General features: G+C 37.5%; 14 protein-coding genes. 8 read left to right on the forward strand and 6 right to left on the reverse strand.

What is annotated here, in order from left to right:
* Nucleotides 1–2: 2 nt before the first annotated feature.
* Together O0955_RS07695 and O0955_RS07700 are read right to left on the reverse strand one after the other, a co-directional pair.
* Nucleotides 3–1,325 carry an MFS transporter gene (locus O0955_RS07695; RefSeq protein ID WP_269426961.1) on the reverse strand — a complete coding sequence of 441 codons (1,323 nt, stop codon included), beginning with the start codon at nucleotides 1,323–1,325 and terminating at the stop codon, nucleotides 3–5.
* 96 nt (nucleotides 1,326–1,421) lie between these two features.
* Entirely contained in the window at nucleotides 1,422–3,314 is a 1,893-nt protein-coding gene (locus O0955_RS07700; protein WP_269426962.1) for a RecQ family ATP-dependent DNA helicase, read from the reverse strand.
* Between the two features lie 74 nt (nucleotides 3,315–3,388).
* Here O0955_RS07700 and O0955_RS07705 point away from each other — a divergent pair, with 74 nt between their 5' ends.
* Together O0955_RS07705 and O0955_RS07710 are read left to right on the forward strand one after the other, a co-directional pair.
* Nucleotides 3,389–6,616, forward strand: a complete 3,228-nt coding sequence (locus O0955_RS07705; protein WP_269426963.1) for an amidohydrolase family protein — start codon at nucleotides 3,389–3,391, stop codon at nucleotides 6,614–6,616.
* A 35-nt stretch (nucleotides 6,617–6,651) separates the two neighbouring features.
* On the forward strand, nucleotides 6,652–6,915 hold the full coding sequence (locus tag O0955_RS07710; protein WP_269426964.1) for a hypothetical protein: 264 nt from the start codon (nucleotides 6,652–6,654) through the stop codon (nucleotides 6,913–6,915).
* Nucleotides 6,916–7,033: 118 nt separating this feature from the next.
* Here the strand turns inward: O0955_RS07710 and O0955_RS07715 are convergent, their stop codons facing one another.
* Complete coding sequence (locus O0955_RS07715) at nucleotides 7,034–9,241, reverse strand: B12-binding domain-containing radical SAM protein (RefSeq protein ID WP_269426965.1); 2,208 nt, start codon at nucleotides 9,239–9,241, stop codon at nucleotides 7,034–7,036.
* 141 nt (nucleotides 9,242–9,382) lie between these two features.
* Between O0955_RS07715 and O0955_RS07720 the strand changes: the two genes are divergently transcribed.
* Nucleotides 9,383–10,099: a hypothetical protein gene (locus O0955_RS07720; protein ID WP_269426966.1), complete on the forward strand. Its 717-nt coding sequence runs from the start codon at nucleotides 9,383–9,385 to the stop codon at nucleotides 10,097–10,099.
* 446 nt (nucleotides 10,100–10,545) lie between these two features.
* Here the strand turns inward: O0955_RS07720 and O0955_RS07725 are convergent, their stop codons facing one another.
* Entirely contained in the window at nucleotides 10,546–11,736 is a 1,191-nt protein-coding gene (locus tag O0955_RS07725; protein WP_269426967.1) for a BaiN/RdsA family NAD(P)/FAD-dependent oxidoreductase, read from the reverse strand.
* Between the two features lie 56 nt (nucleotides 11,737–11,792).
* Between O0955_RS07725 and O0955_RS07730 the strand changes: the two genes are divergently transcribed.
* Together O0955_RS07730 and purE are read left to right on the forward strand one after the other, a co-directional pair.
* Nucleotides 11,793–12,932, forward strand: coding sequence for a 5-(carboxyamino)imidazole ribonucleotide synthase (locus O0955_RS07730; RefSeq protein WP_269426968.1), 1,140 nt, complete (start codon nucleotides 11,793–11,795; stop codon nucleotides 12,930–12,932).
* Nucleotides 12,933–12,970: 38 nt separating this feature from the next.
* On the forward strand, nucleotides 12,971–13,477 hold the full coding sequence (gene purE / locus O0955_RS07735) for a 5-(carboxyamino)imidazole ribonucleotide mutase (RefSeq protein WP_269426969.1): 507 nt from the start codon (nucleotides 12,971–12,973) through the stop codon (nucleotides 13,475–13,477).
* 14 nt (nucleotides 13,478–13,491) lie between these two features.
* Here purE and O0955_RS07740 read toward each other — a convergent pair whose 3' ends face one another.
* Entirely contained in the window at nucleotides 13,492–14,055 is a 564-nt protein-coding gene (locus O0955_RS07740; protein WP_269426970.1) for a YqgE/AlgH family protein, read from the reverse strand.
* 46 nt (nucleotides 14,056–14,101) lie between these two features.
* Here O0955_RS07740 and pdxH point away from each other — a divergent pair, with 46 nt between their 5' ends.
* From pdxH to ruvB, 3 genes are all read left to right on the forward strand, one after another.
* A complete protein-coding gene (gene pdxH, locus O0955_RS07745; RefSeq protein WP_269427229.1) occupies nucleotides 14,102–14,752 on the forward strand; it encodes a pyridoxamine 5'-phosphate oxidase in 651 nt (216 codons plus the stop codon).
* 318 nt (nucleotides 14,753–15,070) lie between these two features.
* Complete coding sequence (locus O0955_RS07750) at nucleotides 15,071–15,958, forward strand: 3-hydroxybutyryl-CoA dehydrogenase (RefSeq protein ID WP_269426971.1); 888 nt, start codon at nucleotides 15,071–15,073, stop codon at nucleotides 15,956–15,958.
* Nucleotides 15,959–16,058: 100 nt separating this feature from the next.
* Complete coding sequence (ruvB, locus tag O0955_RS07755; protein WP_269426972.1) at nucleotides 16,059–17,081, forward strand: Holliday junction branch migration DNA helicase RuvB; 1,023 nt, start codon at nucleotides 16,059–16,061, stop codon at nucleotides 17,079–17,081.
* A 3-nt stretch (nucleotides 17,082–17,084) separates the two neighbouring features.
* On the opposite strand, the gene O0955_RS07760 is transcribed toward ruvB, so the two are convergent.
* Nucleotides 17,085–17,258: a hypothetical protein gene (locus O0955_RS07760; protein WP_269426973.1), complete on the reverse strand. Its 174-nt coding sequence runs from the start codon at nucleotides 17,256–17,258 to the stop codon at nucleotides 17,085–17,087.
* Nucleotides 17,259–17,278: the final 20 nt, after the last annotated feature.

Here is a 17,278-nt window from a genome sequence, read left to right on the forward strand (position 1 = left end):
CTTTAAGCGGGTAAATTTACAATTTTAGGGCTTGCCTTGTGTTCTATTTTTTTAAGAAGCATTAAAAAGATTAAACCAATGATAAAAAATGATGCCAAAGCTATAATAGAATACCTGATATTGTCGGTTACTTCTTCAATATAGGCAAAACTGAAAAGACCGATTACAATTGCCAGTTTCTCTGTTACATCATAAAAGCTAAAGAAAGAGGTCGAATCCGGGGTATTTTCAGGCAAAAGCTTCGAGTAGGTTGACCTTGAAAGTGATTGAATACCGCCCATAATTAAACCCACTACCGCAGATAAGGCATAAAACTGATATTCATTACTTACATAATACCCACCAATACAAGCGCCAATCCAAATGATTACCACATAAATAAGGACATTGGTATTGCCCCATTTTTTGGAGAGGAACGACATCAACATGGCACCTGGTATGGCCACCAATTGAATAATTAAAATTACTGCAATTAATTTTGCCGTTCCTAGTTTCAGCGTTTTCTCTGCAAAACCTGCAGCAGCAAGCATAATGGTTTGAACGCCCATTGAATAAAAAAAGAATGCGGTTAAAAACCCTTTTAGTTTCTTCATTTGTTTTACCTGACTCCAAACCTTTGATAATTCGTTAAATCCATCTTTAATCAAATTGCGCTTTACTTTTTCGTATTGCTTTTTGACAGATGGCAGGTTTTTAAAAGGAATTTGAGCAAATGCAATCCACCAGATGCCCACAAGCAGGAAAGAAATCCTTGCCGGTAAAGAACCATCGGTTATGCCAAACCAATCTGGTTTTAAAACAAACAGAAAACAAATAAGTTGCAATAAAACAGAACCTACATAACCATAAGAAAAGCCCTGTGCGCTAACTCTATCCTGCTCACTCTCTGTCGCAATTTCGGGTAAATAAGAATTATTAAACAATACACCACCAATATAACCCATTGCGGCTAGTACAAAACAGATAATCCCTATTTCGAGTGTTTTTAGTTCAAAAAAGTATAGGCCTGCACAGGCCAGGCCACCCATGTAGGTAAAAAATTTCATAAAAGCCTTCTTATTTCCCCTGTTATCGGCAATTGAAGAAAGAACAGGCAATGCCAAAGCCATAACCAGGTAGGCAAATGATAGGGCATAATTACTTAAAGCGGTATTGGTAAATGTTCTGCCAAAAAAATTAACCTGATCTCCGTGTGCTTTGGTTGTGGTAATGATGGTGTAATAAGCAGGGAAAATGGTGGAGGTAATTACCAGATTATAGGCAGAATTTGCCCAATCAAAAAAAGCCCAGGAGCGGATTACTTTTTTATTGTTTTTTTCTATCATTTGTATTTTATGAGGGTTAACTGCTTACTTGTTTAAATTGGCTAATTGTGCAAATTAACCAGTTCATACAGTTTAAACGATTAAATATTTTATCGGCTAAAGATAGTATTTCTTGCCATCTGATTTAATTTTACCGGCATCTAATAATTCACGAATGGCCTCTAAACGTTCATTTTCATTTCCTTTTTTTATGCTCATCACTAAATCATCCAAACTTAAAGGTTGTTGCTGCAATAATGAAATAATTTCAAAATCAAGCTGATCGTTTATTTGTGCTTCATTTTCCTGTTTCTTTTCAGCCAGACAAACATCACATACGCCGCACTTTGGCGCATTATGCTCGTCGAAATAATTTAACAACTGCATACTTCTGCATACAGAACTCGACGCATAAGCAACAACCGCATTGATTTGCTTGAGCAAAATTTCTTTTCTTAATTCCAGGTATTTAACGTCCACATCAAAATGATCCATATCCACACGTGGCCGCACATATTGCAGCTGAGGCTGATCCGTTTGCTGCAAATAAGAAAGCAGTTCTATAGATTCAAGTTTATTCAATAAGGATACGATTCCACTATAAGAAAAGCCTGTCCTTTTGGCCAGTTCTGCCTCATTAATCTTTACATAACCATCAAATGCCCCTCCGTAAGAACGAAGAATGGTTTTTATTAAATTATCGTAGGCTTTATTTTCAATCTGAAATCGGTAAACTTCTTCATGTGAAACGGTAAACATTAATCTCGAAGGGAGAAAAACACTTTCCGACAAAGTTAGGTAGCCATCATGTTCTAAAAATTTTAGTGCTGATAAAGTTTTCAAAACACTTAAATTAAATCTTTTGCAAAAATCGGCCACATCGAAAGGAAAATTGAGCCCTTCGCCAGCACCGAAAGCCAGCTGAAAATAATTACCAAGATAATGATAGGTTTTTCTAATCTCGTCAGCTGACGGGAAGCTATCGATATACCTGGATTCTAAATTTAAAGCATCAGCCTGGTTGGCCAATAAAACGGCATAACTCCTTTTTTCATCTCGTCCTGCCCTGCCTGCTTCCTGGTAATACGCTTCTAAACTTTCGGGTAAATCCAAATGCACTACAAACCGAACATCGGCTTTATCAATCCCCATTCCGAACGCATTTGTAGCCACCATGATCCTGGTTTTATTCAGTTTCCAGTCTTCCTGTTTTTTGAAACGGACATCACGTTCTAATCCGGCATGATAAAAATCGGCTTTAAGCTGATTGCGGTTTAGGAAATTAGCAACTTCTGTGGTTTCTCTCCTGCTTCGAACATAAACCAAACCTGTTCCTTTTACATTACGGCAAATATCAATCAGTTTTTTATATTTATCTTCCTGTCCAAAAATTACATAACTCAGGTTATCTCTGGCAAAACTTTTAACGAAGATTTGTGGATCTTTCATTTCAAGTTTCTCTACTATATCCTTTCGAACAAATGAAGTAGCCGTAGCAGTAAGAGCTAAAACAGGTACATTGGGTAAAATTTCACGAAGTTTTGAAATTTGCTGGTATGGCGGGCGGAAATCGTAACCCCACTGCGAAATACAATGTGCTTCATCAACCGCAATCAGGTTAACATTCATGTAAGAAATCCGTGTTCTAACCAGATCGGAAAGCAATCTTTCAGGAGACAGGTACAGGAATTTAACTTTACCATAAATACAGTTATCGAGTAAGATATCGATCTCTCTTTTACCCATGCCTCCATAAATGGCAATGGCTTCAATCCCTTTTGACTTCAGGTTTTCTACCTGATCTTTCATCAGGGCAATCAATGGAGAAACTACAATACAAATGCCTTCATTTACCAAAGCCGGTACCTGAAAACAGATGGATTTGCCCCCACCGGTAGGTAAAAGCGCCAGACTATCCTTTCCTTCCAAAACAGAAGTAATGATATCCTGCTGCAGTGGCCTGAAAGACTGATGTCCCCAATACTTTTGTAAAATCTCTATTGCTGTCATAAATCGGCAGTACCAAAACTATAAAAAAGCGGCACATATTACTAAATTGCGGCGCAATTAATCTTAATAATTTAATGAAACAATTTTTCTTTTTATTCGCGTTCTCGCTATTTACGTTTACTTCAATGGCTCAGGAAAAAAAATGGGACGTAGAAAAATATCCTGGAACCACCAAAAACTTTAGCATTAACACGGACGAAGGTACCTGGATGAATGTAGATGTTAGTGCAGATGGTAAAGAAATTGTTTTTGATTTGCTTGGCGATATTTATGTTATGCCAATAACCGGTGGAAGTGCAAAATTATTAAGCGGCGGCATTGCCTGGGACGTGCAACCGAGGTTTAGTCCCAATGGAAAATACATTTCTTATACCAGCGATAAAAGTGGTGGCGATAATATATGGATAATGAATCGGGATGGTTCTGCTAAAAAACAAGTCACTAAAGAAAGTTTCAAGTTACTGAATAATGCAACCTGGATGCCTAATAGTGAATATTTAGTGGCAAGAAAACATTTTACAGCTTCCCGTTCTCTTGGTGCAGGCGAAATGTGGATGTACAACATCAATGGTGGAGAAGGCATTCAGCTTACCAAAAGAAAAAATGATCAGCAGGATGCTGGTGAGCCAAATGTTTCTCCTGACGGTAAATACGTTTATTTTAGTGAAGATGTAACCCGCGGGCCCAATTTTGAATACAGTAAAGATCCGAATGGAACCATTTACGCCATCCGTCAGCTGGATTTAAACAGCGGCAAACTTTCTACTTTTATTAATGAGCAAGGCGGCGCTTGTCGTCCTCAGATTTCTCCTGATGGAAATTTAATGGCTTTTGTTAAGCGTGTTCGCTTAAAATCTGTTTTATATGTACAAAACATAAAAACAGGTGAAGAATGGCCGGTATATGAAGATTTATCTCATGATCAACAAGAAACCTGGGCCATTTTTGGTGTTTATCCAAATTTTGCGTGGATGCCGGATAGTAAAGGCCTTGTTTTTTATGCAAAAGGAAAAATCAGGAAAACGGACCTCGCCAATTTACAAACCGACGAAATTCCTTTCCAGGTAAACAGCACACAAACTGTGCAGCAAGCCTTACATTTTGAACAGGAAGTTTTTAAAAGTGAATTTTCAGCTAAAATGTTAAGGCAGCTGGTTACTGCTCCGGATGGAAATATGGTTGTATTTAACGCAGCCGGATATCTGTATAAAAAAGAAATGCCAAACGGAAATCCTGAACGGTTAACCAACGGTACGGATTTCGAATTTGATCCGGGTTTTAGTCCTGACGGGAAGTATATTGTTTACACCACCTGGAATGACGAACTTAGAGGAGCCATAAAAAGAACCGATCTTAAAACGGGTAAAACCATTACATTAAGTGATGAAAAAGGTTTTTATTATTCGCCCCAATACTCAACCAAAGGGGATAAAATTGTTTTCAGAAAAGGTGTTGGAAATGATGTTTTGGGTTACAGCTATGGTCGTGGTACAGGAATTTTTATAATGCCTGCTGGCGGTGGAACCAAAACTTTAGTAACCGAAAACGGTATCAGACCACAATTTAACAACACGGATAGCAGAATTTACTTCCAGAGTTATGCTGATGGGAAAAAAGCATTAAAAAGTGTTGATTTAAATGGTTCAAATGAGCGTACACACTTTACTTCGCAATATGCAAATCAGTTTGTAATAAGCCCGGATAATAAATGGGTTGCTTTTAACGAATTGTTTAACGTATACATTACACCAATGATTAATGTTGGAACAGCGCAGGATGCATCAGCAGGCAATAAAGCTATTCCCGTAACCAAAGTAACAACTGATGGTGGAACATACATCCAATGGAGCACGGATAGTAAAAATTTACACTGGACAATGGGGCCGAAATACTTCACAATCGATGTAAATAATGCTTTTAACTTTGATGGCAATACTCCAAAAACCACAGCAACATCCACAGATATTAATTTAGTGCTGAAAAGCGATGTTCCAACGGGAATTGTTGCACTTAAAGGCGCCAGAATTATTTCAATGAAAGGTGATGAAGTGATAGAAAACGGAACAATATTAACAGATGGAAATAAAATTACAGCTATTGGTAAAAGTGATGCAATTACCATCCCGGCAAATGCGAAGGTTATTGATGTAAATGGTAAAACCATTATGCCCGGCATTATTGATGTTCACGCACATTTGCGTACCAGCCCGGATGGAATTACGCCTCAAAGTGACTGGAGTTACATGGCCAACCTGGCTTTTGGTGTAACCACATCACACGATCCTTCGAGTAATACGGAAATGGTATTTAGTCAAAGCGAAATGCTTAAGGCTGGCAGAATGATTGGCCCTAGGGTTTATTCTACCGGCTCTATTTTATATGGTGCAGATGGTGATTTTAAAGTTGTAATTAACAGCCTGGACGATGCGTTGGCAAACCTGCGCCGGTTAAAAGCTGTTGGGGCATTTTCTGTTAAATCTTACAATCAGCCACGCCGCGAACAACGTCAACAGATTTTAGAAGCTGCCCGTCAGTTAAAAATGGAAGTAGTACCTGAAGGCGGTTCAACATTTTTTACCAATATGAATATGGTAGCCGATGGACACACTGGAATTGAACACAGCATTCCGGTGTTACCGGTATACAAAGACGTGACTAGCTTTTGGAACAATACCGAAGTTGGCTATACGCCTACTTTAATTGTGGCCTACGGTGGACAATGGGGCGAAAATTATTGGTACGACCGCACCAATGTTTGGGAAAATGAAAAGTTAATGACTTATACCCCACGTTCGATTATAGATGAAAAGGCCCGCCGCAGAACAACTTCTGAATATGGAGATTATAACCATATTGAAATTGCTAAAGCCACTAAACAAATTGCAGATGGGGGCACCAAAGTAAACTTAGGGGCACACGGACAAATACAGGGTTTAGGTGCACATTGGGAATTATGGATGATGGTTCAGGGTGGTTTCTCTCCTCTTCAGGCCATTCGAAATGCAACCTTAAATGGCGCTTCATACTTAGGCATGACTAAAGAAATTGGTTCACTGGAAGTTGGAAAACTAGCAGATTTAGTGATCATGGATGCTAATCCGCTGGATGATATCCGTAATTCGGAAAAGATAAAATATGTGATGATTAACGGTCGTCTGTATGACAGTGCAACTTTAAATGAAGTTGGAACAAGAGAAAAACTACGTGGAAAATTATGGTTTGAAACGGCTAAGGGCAATGGCTATGTAATTCCGAATGCGGAAGCAGAAACCTGGACTTTTACTGTTCCTCATTGCGATTAACAAATTGGAATCATCGTTATATCCACATAAAACAAATGCAGCCAAATAAATTATACAATATAGCTTCCGTTATTTTTCTGATACTGGCTTGCTTTGTTTTTTCTTACAGCGGTTATTATTTACTGGGCATACAAACCATAGATTTGTTTCTGGCTTTGGCTGCTATGGCTTATATCAGTGCTTTTGTTGCGGTAATGAAAGATAAAAAATCAGTGATATCCTGGTTACTTCTGATTTTCAATTCAATTCTGCTGATTTTTATTATCTATTTCTTAACCCATTACAAAATAAAAGTATAAAAAATAGGTCTGTTATCCTGAGTAGAGCAATAATAAAATCTTCGATAAACTCGAGGATTGACAAATTAGGTAATGAACCCGATCATTCTGAATTTGTTTAAGGAAGAGTAGCTAATAATTAAAGAACCAAAAGACCAGCGTCTCTTAAAACATTAACAGGTTTTGAATACCAAAACAATTCAAAATCTTGAAAATTGGTTTCAAAATCAGTTTTTATCTCCTGAAAGGTATAAACCTTGTCATTTGATATCGATACTTTTTCTAAAACAGCGGACAGCCACATCCCTTCATCCTGATTAGTTTGAATGGTAAGACTATCTTTTTTATTCTGAAAAGTTAAGGAAACCATTTCCCACGAATTTCCTTTTTTAGATTTTGTAAAGCTTTCTACTTCAGGTTTGCCACCCAACCAAACAATCTTAGCTGTTGATTTTATATTGAAATGATTGTCTTCATTTAAAGCCTTTTCGATAAAGTCAGCCGGAATTTTTGTTCTCGGAATTTTAAAATCAAACCAATCCTGCAATTCGTAATCAAAACAAATTCCATGCATAAAATTGAAAAGCGATTTTTTTAATCCGTAGCTAAATTTATTATGATCTATACCTGTTTTATCAATATAGTTAATGTCATTGTTTGCAAAAGTTCCAATAGTTTCCGTTTCTTTTACCACCCCAAATTTTTCGGGATACATACCAACCGGGCTATGCGCTGTCATGGCAAACTGATGCCAAAATCCGGATTGTAAAATACCCATTTCAAATAACTGCCGAACCATTTCTAAACTATCTACCGTTTCCTGAATGGTTTGTGTTGGGTAGCCATACATTAAATAAGCATGCACCATAATGCCCGCTTCGGTAAAATTTCGGGTAACTTTTGCCACCTGTTCTACCGTTACCCCTTTATCAATAAGTTTTAATAAACGATCTGAGGCAACCTCCAAACCACCTGAAACGGCAATACAGCCCGATGCTTTTAACAACACACATAAATCCTGCGTAAAACTTTTTTCAAAGCGAATGTTTGTCCACCAGGTTACTGCAAGTTTTCTTCTGATAATTTCTAAAGCAACCTCACGCATTAATGCCGGTGGTGCCGCTTCATCCACAAAGTGAAAACCATTTTGGCCTGTTTTTTCTGCCAGTTCTTCAATCCGGTCTACAACTAGTTTTGCGGCAACCGGTTCATATACCTTAATATAATCTAAAGAAATATCACAAAATGTACATTTACCCCAATAACAACCGTGTGCCATGGTTAATTTATTCCACCTGCCATCGCTCCACATTCTATGCATCGGGTTTACAATTTCGATGACAGAAATGTACTGATCTAATTTTAAGTCCGAATAATCGGGTGTTCCAACGTCAGCTTGTTTATAATCCTGCCGTAAAGTGTCATTACGATAAACCACTTTTCCATTTTCGAGTAAAAAAGTGCGTTTAAATAGCTGCATTTCTACAGGAGCAGATTGATTTATATTCTGAATCAGTAATTCAACCGGAAGTTCGCCATCATCCAGTGTGATGTAATCAAAAAATTCAAAAACGCGTTGATCGGATAACGAACGTAATTCTGTATTAGGGAAACCACCACCCATAGAAATCCTAATTTCAGGATGGTATTTTTTAACCCATTGTGCCGCACGAAATGCACTGTACAAATTACCCGGGAAAGGAACGGAAATTAAAAATAGTTTCGGTTGGATAGTTTCAATGCGTTCTTTTAAAATATCGATCAGAATTTCGTCGATATAAGTCAGTTCCTTTTGCAGGGCACAATAAAGTTCATCAAAAGAGTTGGCGCTTCTGCCTAAACGTTCTGCATAACGACTAAAACCAAAATTTTCATCAACACACTCTACAATAAAATCAGAAATATCCTCCAGATATAGCGTAGCTAAATGTTTGGCCTTATCTTGAGTTCCCATAGCTCCAAAAGCCCAATCCAACTCTTCAAGCTGCGAAAACCTGGATGCCTGAGGCAAAAAGTCGTCACCGCATATCTGTAATGCCAGGGTGGGGTTTTTCCCCTGAAGAAAATCAATTACCGCATCTATTGTTTTTAAATATTCATCTTTTAAAGCCAGTATACGCTTACTATTGGCAGAAATTGCAGACAAATTAATGATTTGCTCCACATGATTAAACAAATTTTGCAGTCCGGATTTTGAAAACAACACCAGTATAACTTCAATACCCAAATCTGCCTGCGTAGCGCTTATATTTTTTGTATTTAAAAAACCTTTTATATACGCCGTTGCCGGATATGGAGTATTCAGTTGAGTAAAAGGCGGCGTAATAAGAAAAAGTTCTGTTTTCAAAAGAAAATATTTAATTACAAATTAAGTGATTTTAAAGATTAATTTAGGCATTAAATAAAGGTATTCTCTCTGCTTACCTAACCGGAAATACAATTAATGTTAGTCACTAACGTTTTAAATACAAAACACGTTTTATCGTACATGAAATTTATTCAGCTGCTCTTCTTTATAATTCTTACTCAAGTCAGCTTTGCACAAAAAGCATTTATTTTCCCTAAAATTAAAACTCAGGGCGAAACTATCGCACAGCTTACTCCAATTAACTGGGCTGTTATTGATCAAACTCAGGGCGATTTAAACAATGATGGTTCGGAAGATCTGGCAATGGTTTTAGAATATCATAAAGCCATTGATGAAACCCGTGTTTATGGCGATAATAGCACCGATATTATAAAGGAAACACAGAAACCGAGAATGCTGGTTATTTTTTTTAAAGATAAACTTAATGGTCTTTACCAGCTTTCGACCCAAAACAATGATTTTATTTTAAGATCGGAAGAAGGCGGTAAACTTGGTGACCCGCTTCAGCAAATTTACATCAGAGAAGGACAATTATATTTAAGATTTAGCGGAGGAAGCGAATGGCGCTGGGAATTAGGTTATACATTTAAATTCCAGGACAAAGATTGGTTTTTAACCAATGCAGTTAACCTTTACTACAATAACAATACTGGCGAAATGACCGAAAGGGTTTATAATTTTACAGATCGTGAATTGTACACCACCTATGGAAATATATACCGCAGAGACATTTCTAATCATAGAACCAGCGAGGTTTTATTCTTTAATCGTTTAAGAACTTTTAAAACTTTTAAAAAACCATGGGCCTGGGAAATTATGCCTAATGTTTACCTGTAAAAATCTATTTGTTGTGTTGTTCTACTTGAAAAACCGATATCAGTGATATGGAAATGGGCAACTATAGCCTCGTTTCTGATGAAAAATCTGAATAGCTCATTCTGCTTTCCAAATCATTTTAATCTGTAAATTAATTGACATTTATATCCTTCGTACTCTGGAAATGAACAGGCAGCAACATTTACGAAACTACAGCCCCGCTCCCGTTTCTGTTCCAATGAAAAATCGGAACATTTCACTCCGATCGGGTTTAGAAACAATGTCACTTTACGACATTTTGTCCATTACTTGCACGATCCGATTTTATAAACCCGATTGCAGCGGCATCCCCCGATTCTTTTCGGGGATATAGCGCAAAGCGGGAACAAACTTATATAAAAACTACAGCCTATGCTTTCCAAATCATTTTAATCTGCAAATCAATTGGTGTTTATTAGGAAAGGAGTTTATAAATTCTGTGCAATTACAAAACCACTTGCCCATGCCCATTGAAAATTATAACCACCCAGCCAGCCCGTAACATCCATACATTCGCCACCAAAATATAATCCAGGTATCTTTTTACATTCAAGCGTTTTAGAGGAAATTTCATTGGTATCAATTCCACCACGCATTACCTCAGCCTTATCGTAACCTTTATCCCCGGCCGGTTTAACCTTAAAATGATGAATGGTTTGTTCAATCTGCTCAATTTCTGCATTAGTTAAAGAAGCAACTGTTTTGCTTAAAGGCAGAAATTTGCCCAAGGCATCCGTAAATTTCCGGGTATAAAATCTGTTCAATAAAGTCGATAGCAATGATTTTCCATTCGTTTTACGTTCTTCATCTAGTAAAACAACTATATTTTGATTGGGCAACAGGTTCAGATTAATCACCTCACCCCTGCGCCAAAAAGAAGAAATTTGTAAAATTGCCGGTCCGCTTAAACCCCAGTGCGTAAAGAGAATATTTTCTTCGAAAGAAATTTCGTCATTACTGACTTCACAAAAAACCGAGTTGCCTGATAATTGGGCAAACCATTCTTCATCTTTACCTGTAATGGTTAACGGAACCAAAGCAGGGGCTGTTTCTATAATTTTCAGATCGTTTTTCCGGGCAAAACGCAGTGCAAAATCTGTAGCACCCATTTTAGGAATCGGTAAACCTCCTGTTGCGATAACGAGCTTAGTGGCGGTTAATACCACTGTTTTACCATTTTTATCGTAAGTAACTTTAAATCCATCGGCTAATACTTCAATATCCTTTACATCCGCATTACACCTAATCTCCTGACCCAAATCTGCACAAACTGAAGTAAAAATAGCGACTACATCCTTTGCATTTTTGTTATCCGGAAACAACTGCCCAAGCGTTTTTTCCTTACCCTGAATGCCGTAAGTTTCAAAAAAACTAATGGTATCGTCAACTGTCCATTGTGTAAAAGCCGATTTTATAAAATGTGGATTGGCAGAAATAAACTGCTCTGCCGATGCTAAATAATTGGTGTAATTACACCTTCCACCACCCGAAATTAAAATTTTAGCACCGGGTTTTTCGCTCTTTTCCAGTACAATAACCTGTTTACCTAAATAACCCGCCTGTACGGCACACATTAAGCCACAAGCACCGGCACCAATAATTATTGCATCTGCATTCATCAATAAAGTTTATTATGGTTACTTTTGTGCAAAATTAGCATACTTTTTCACACCTCATGGCAAAACAGATCAGCGAATTAAAATTAGGCATATTAGGCGGCGGGCAATTAGGACGAATGCTCATTCAGCAGGCGATTAATTACAACGTAACTTCTTTAGTTTTAGATCCAGACCCCGACGCTCCCTGTAAACACATTTGCAATTACTTTGAAAACGGTTCAATTACAGATTTCGACACCGTATATAATTTCGGTAAAAAAGCAGATATTATTACCATTGAAATTGAAAAAGTAAATATTGAAGCCCTTGAGCAGTTGGAGAAAGAAGGCAAACAGGTTTTCCCTCAATCCCGTGTAATCCGTTTGATACAGGATAAAGGCATACAAAAGCAGTTTTTTAAAGAAAACGACATTCCTACTTCTCCTTTTCAGCTGGCCAATACAAAGGATGATATGCTGAACAGCAACTTTGATTTCCCCTATATTTTAAAACTGCGGAAAGATGGTTACGATGGTAAGGGTGTAATGCGGATGAACAGTATTGAAGATATTGACAATGCTTTTGATGCACCCTGTATTATTGAGAAGTTAGTCGATTTTGAGAAAGAAATAGCTGTAATTGTGGCCCGAAACTCTAAAGGAGATATGAAAACCTTCCCAGTGGTGGAGATGGAATTTAATCCCGAAGCCAATCTGGTTGAGTTTTTAATCTCACCTTCTACTTATGCGGAAAGTTTACAGCAAAAGGCAGAAAATATTGCGAAAAATATTGCTTCTTCTATGAACATTACCGGAATTTTAGCGGTTGAAATGTTTGTGACCAAAGAAGGCGAAATATTGGTAAATGAAGTTGCGCCCAGACCGCATAATAGTGGACATCAAACCATAGAAGGTAATTATGTTTCTCAATTTGAACAACATATACGGTCTATCTATAATTTACCTTTAGGTGATACATCCAGCATAACCAATGCGGTAATGATTAATTTATTGGGTGAAAAAGGTTATGAAGGCATAGCTAAATATGAAAATCTGGAAAAAATATTATCTATAGATGGCGTTTTTGTTCACCTGTATGGTAAAAAATATACCAAGCCTTTCCGAAAAATGGGGCACATTACCATTGTGGATATCGACCGGGAAAAAGCCATCGAAAAAGCGAGATACGTACAAAAAACATTAAGAGTAATTGCATAAATAATAAAATTTAAATACCAATTCTAAAACAATACATCATGAGTAATACAAATTCACAAAACTTCAGTGTCGGAATTATTATGGGAAGCAAGTCTGATTTACCGGTTATGCAGGATGCAGCTGATATTTTAAAAGAATTTGGAATTAATTATGAAATTACAGTGGTTTCTGCCCACCGTACGCCTGAGCGCATGTTCAATTATGCAAAAGAAGCGCAAGGAAGAGGCTTAAAAGTAATTATTGCCGGTGCTGGCGGTGCTGCACATTTACCGGGTATGGTGGCTTCCATCACTACCCTGCCAGTTATTGGCGTTCCTGTAAAATCATCAAATTCTATTGATGGCTGGGACAGCATTTTATCTATCCTGCAAATGCCTAATGGCATTCCGGTTGCTACAGTAGCTTTAAATGCAGCAAAAAATGCAGGCTTACTTGCAGCTCAAATTCTGGCCACTGCTGATGAATCTTTAACCATTAAAATGCAAGCTTATAAAGATGAGCTTAGAAAAAAGGTTGAAGAAACAGCGGCTGAAATGGAAGGATAAACTTTAAGTGAAAATTAATTCAAACTTGGATCTGCCGGGAAGTTACTGATGTGGGCATATTTTGGCCCAAGGTTTACAATTACGTCACGCCAAAGCTTTTCATCATCATTTGAAAAAATAGTATCAGGATCAGGAATATCGCTCACCATCCAGGCGTTTTGCTCTATTTCTCTATCCAATTGCCCTTCATCCCAGCCTGAATAGCCCATAAAAAATTTCACGTCGTTTTCGCTAATGGCGTTGGTATTAATTAAAATTCTTAAAGTTTCAAAATTCCCTCCCCAGTAAAGTCCATCTCCAATAGGCTCTCCACTTTGCATCTGATCATAACACCTGTGAATAAAATGAAGCGTATCAGCAGCCACAGGCCCGCCAAAGTAAATGTGGTTATCAGCTTGCCATAAATCCTGAATAACATCTTTTAACAATAAATTACCCGCCTGATTTAAAATATACCCAACCGAACCTTCGTCACCATGTTCAGTTAACAAAACAACAGATCTTTTAAAATTCGGATCGGCCATAAATGGCTCAGAAATGAGCAAGCGCCCTATTTTGGGTTTAATATTGTTCAGCATGATGATAATCATTTGTAGCACCATAAAAGATGCTTATTTTTGTTTTATGCAAGTTACTAATGAATTTCTACAAAACCTACGCCAAGATTATAAAAGCGCCACATTGGATGAATCTGATGTAGATAACAACCCCATTAATCAATTTAAAAGCTGGTTTGAACATGCCATTTCAGCTAAAATATATGAACCGAATGTAATGACTTTAGCTACTGCCGATAAGAGTGGTAAACCCGATGCCCGTATTGTACTGCTTAAAGGTGTAGATGAGGATGGTTTTCGTTTTTACACCAATTACCTGAGTCAGAAAGGAAAAGAGTTAAAAAGGAACCCACAAGCTTGTCTGGTATTTTTCTGGCCTGAACTGGAAAGACAGGTGCGTATTGAAGGTACTGTAGAGAAACTGGATAAAGAAACTTCTGAACAATATTTTCATAGCCGCCCTAAAGACAGCCAGATTGGAGCAATAGCCTCTCCCCAAAGTCAGGTTATTCCAAACAGAGCCTTTTTAGAAGAAAAAGTAGCCGATTTAACTTTAAAAAATGAAGGCAAAACCATTGTTAAGCCTGCACATTGGGGTGGTTATATTGTTAAACCAACCAGAATAGAATTTTGGCAGGGAAGATCAAATCGTTTACACGACCGGATCAATTACCAATGGATTAAAAATGAGTGGGTTAAAAGCCGTCTCGCTCCTTAAAATTTTGTTCATAAACAAAATAGAGATCGGCTATCCAGCAAGATCTCTATTTTAACTAATCATTAACTAACCTAATTTTCACCAGGAAGCGCTTTTATATAAACGCCTGGACTATTTAAATCCAGCCGATAACTTTCTTCGCTTTTATAAGCAATTAACTTGCCTGTTTTGTTTGTAGGAAGGTTAAAAAAGTTTAAATAATAAATAATGACGATGGATCAACAAATAGAAAATCCTTAATTATAAAGTGGCATTAACTACATTTGAGTACAATACTTATATAAAACCAAATTATAAACAGATAAAAAAACCAGGTACATGAAAAATATATCAGTAATCGGATCAGGAACAATGGGAAATGGCATTGCACACACATTTGCGCAGTTCAATTACCATGTAAACCTGATCGATATTAACCAAAGTGCTTTAGATAAGGCGATACAAACCATTAGCAAAAATCTGGACAGACAGGTAAGCAAAGGTTCTATTACTGAAGATCAAAAGGCGACAACACTAAAAAACATCCGCACTTTTGTTTCTACAGAAGAAGGTGTAAAAAACGCAGACTTAATTGTTGAAGCTGCAACTGAAAATATCGACCTTAAACTTAAAATTTTTAAGGATCTGGATAGCTTTGCACCCCAAAATGCAATTTTAGCTTCCAATACTTCATCTATTTCGATTACCCAAATTGCGGCTGTAACCAACAGAGGTGATAAAGTGATTGGAATGCATTTCATGAATCCGGTACCGGTGATGAAACTTGTTGAAGTTATAAGAGGTTACGCTACCAGTGATGAAACGACTAAAACCGTAATGGCACTTGCTGAACAATTACAAAAAGTGCCGGTTGAGGTAAATGACTATCCTGGTTTTGTGGCTAACCGTATTTTAATGCCAATGATTAATGAGGCCATTTATACCTTATATGAAGGCGTGGCTGGTGTTTACGAAATTGATACTGTTATGAAATTGGGCATGGCTCATCCGATGGGTCCATTACAACTGGCTGATTTTATTGGCCTGGATATTTGTTTGGCTATATTAAAAGTATTGCATGATGGATTTGGTAATCCGAAATACGCACCTTGCCCACTATTGGTTAATATGGTTGCTGCCGGTAAAAAAGGAGCCAAAACCGGTGAAGGTTTTTATCAGTACACGGCAGGTTCTAAAGAATTAGTCGTTTCTACAAAATTTAAATAATCACAAAAGCTGTTTAATTTTTATCGTTCCCTTATATTTTTATAACTAGAATTTTAAACAGTTTCCTAATTTTTTTAGCATTTAATTTTATCTTTGTTTCATGAATGAGAATCTTGATCCAGAAGCAGGCAACCTAACCCCTACCGATCGCGACATTGAGCGGGTGCTGAGGCCGCAGGCTTTTGAAGATTTTACCGGACAAGAGAAAGTAATGGAGAACCTGAAGATTTTTGTTCAGGCAGCCAAACTTCGTGGCGAATCTTTAGATCACGTGTTATTACATGGCCCTCCGGGATTGGGTAAAACAACCCTTTCACATATTATTGCCAATGAAATGGCGACCGGAATAAAAGTAACTTCGGGTCCTGTTTTAGATAAACCCGGAGATTTAGCCGGACTTTTAACCGGGCTTGATGAAGGTGATATTCTGTTTATTGACGAAATCCATCGTTTATCGCCATTGGTAGAAGAATACTTGTATTCGGCAATGGAGGATTTTAAGATTGACATTATGCTGGAAACAGGCCCTAATGCCCGTTCCGTACAAATTTCATTAAACCCATTTACTTTAGTGGGCGCTACCACCCGATCAGGATTATTAACGGCACCATTACGTGCCCGTTTCGGGATTAATGCCCGCCTGGCTTATTATGACGCCAAACTTTTAACAACAATTGTTTTAAGATCATCAGATATTCTAAAAACTGCCATCAGTGATGAAGGCGCTTATGAAATTGCCCGCCGTAGTCGCGGTACGCCCCGTATTGCAAATGCTCTGTTAAGGAGAACAAGAGATTTTGCACAGATAAAAGGAAATGGAAACATTGATACTGAAATTGCCCGTTATGCTTTAAATGCCTTAAATGTTGATGAACACGGCTTAGACGAAATGGACAACAGGATCCTGGTTACCATTATTGATAAATTTAAGGGCGGACCAGTTGGTTTAAAAACAATTGCAACCGCTGTTGGTGAAGATGAAGGTACCATTGAAGAGGTTTATGAGCCTTTCTTAATTCAGGAAGGTTACATTATGCGTACCTCACGTGGAAGAGAAGTTACCGAAGCAGCATACAAACATTTAAAGAAAAACTATCCCGGACAAACCGGAAAATTGTTTTAGATTTTACAACAAAACTTTCGTCATTGCGGGGTACGAAGTATTCATTTTCAAACCATTGATTAACGGATCACTTCTCACCTCACAACGGCAACTTGTACACAACTGCATGCCATTTATCTTCATAAAACTGGCACTATAAGCCATTTCTACAAACATTTTGGTATCTTTTTCGTTCAATAAAGTATAAACAAATTATA

This window comes from Pedobacter punctiformis (assembly GCF_027213715.1).
GTDB classification, from domain to species: domain Bacteria; phylum Bacteroidota; class Bacteroidia; order Sphingobacteriales; family Sphingobacteriaceae; genus Pedobacter; species Pedobacter punctiformis.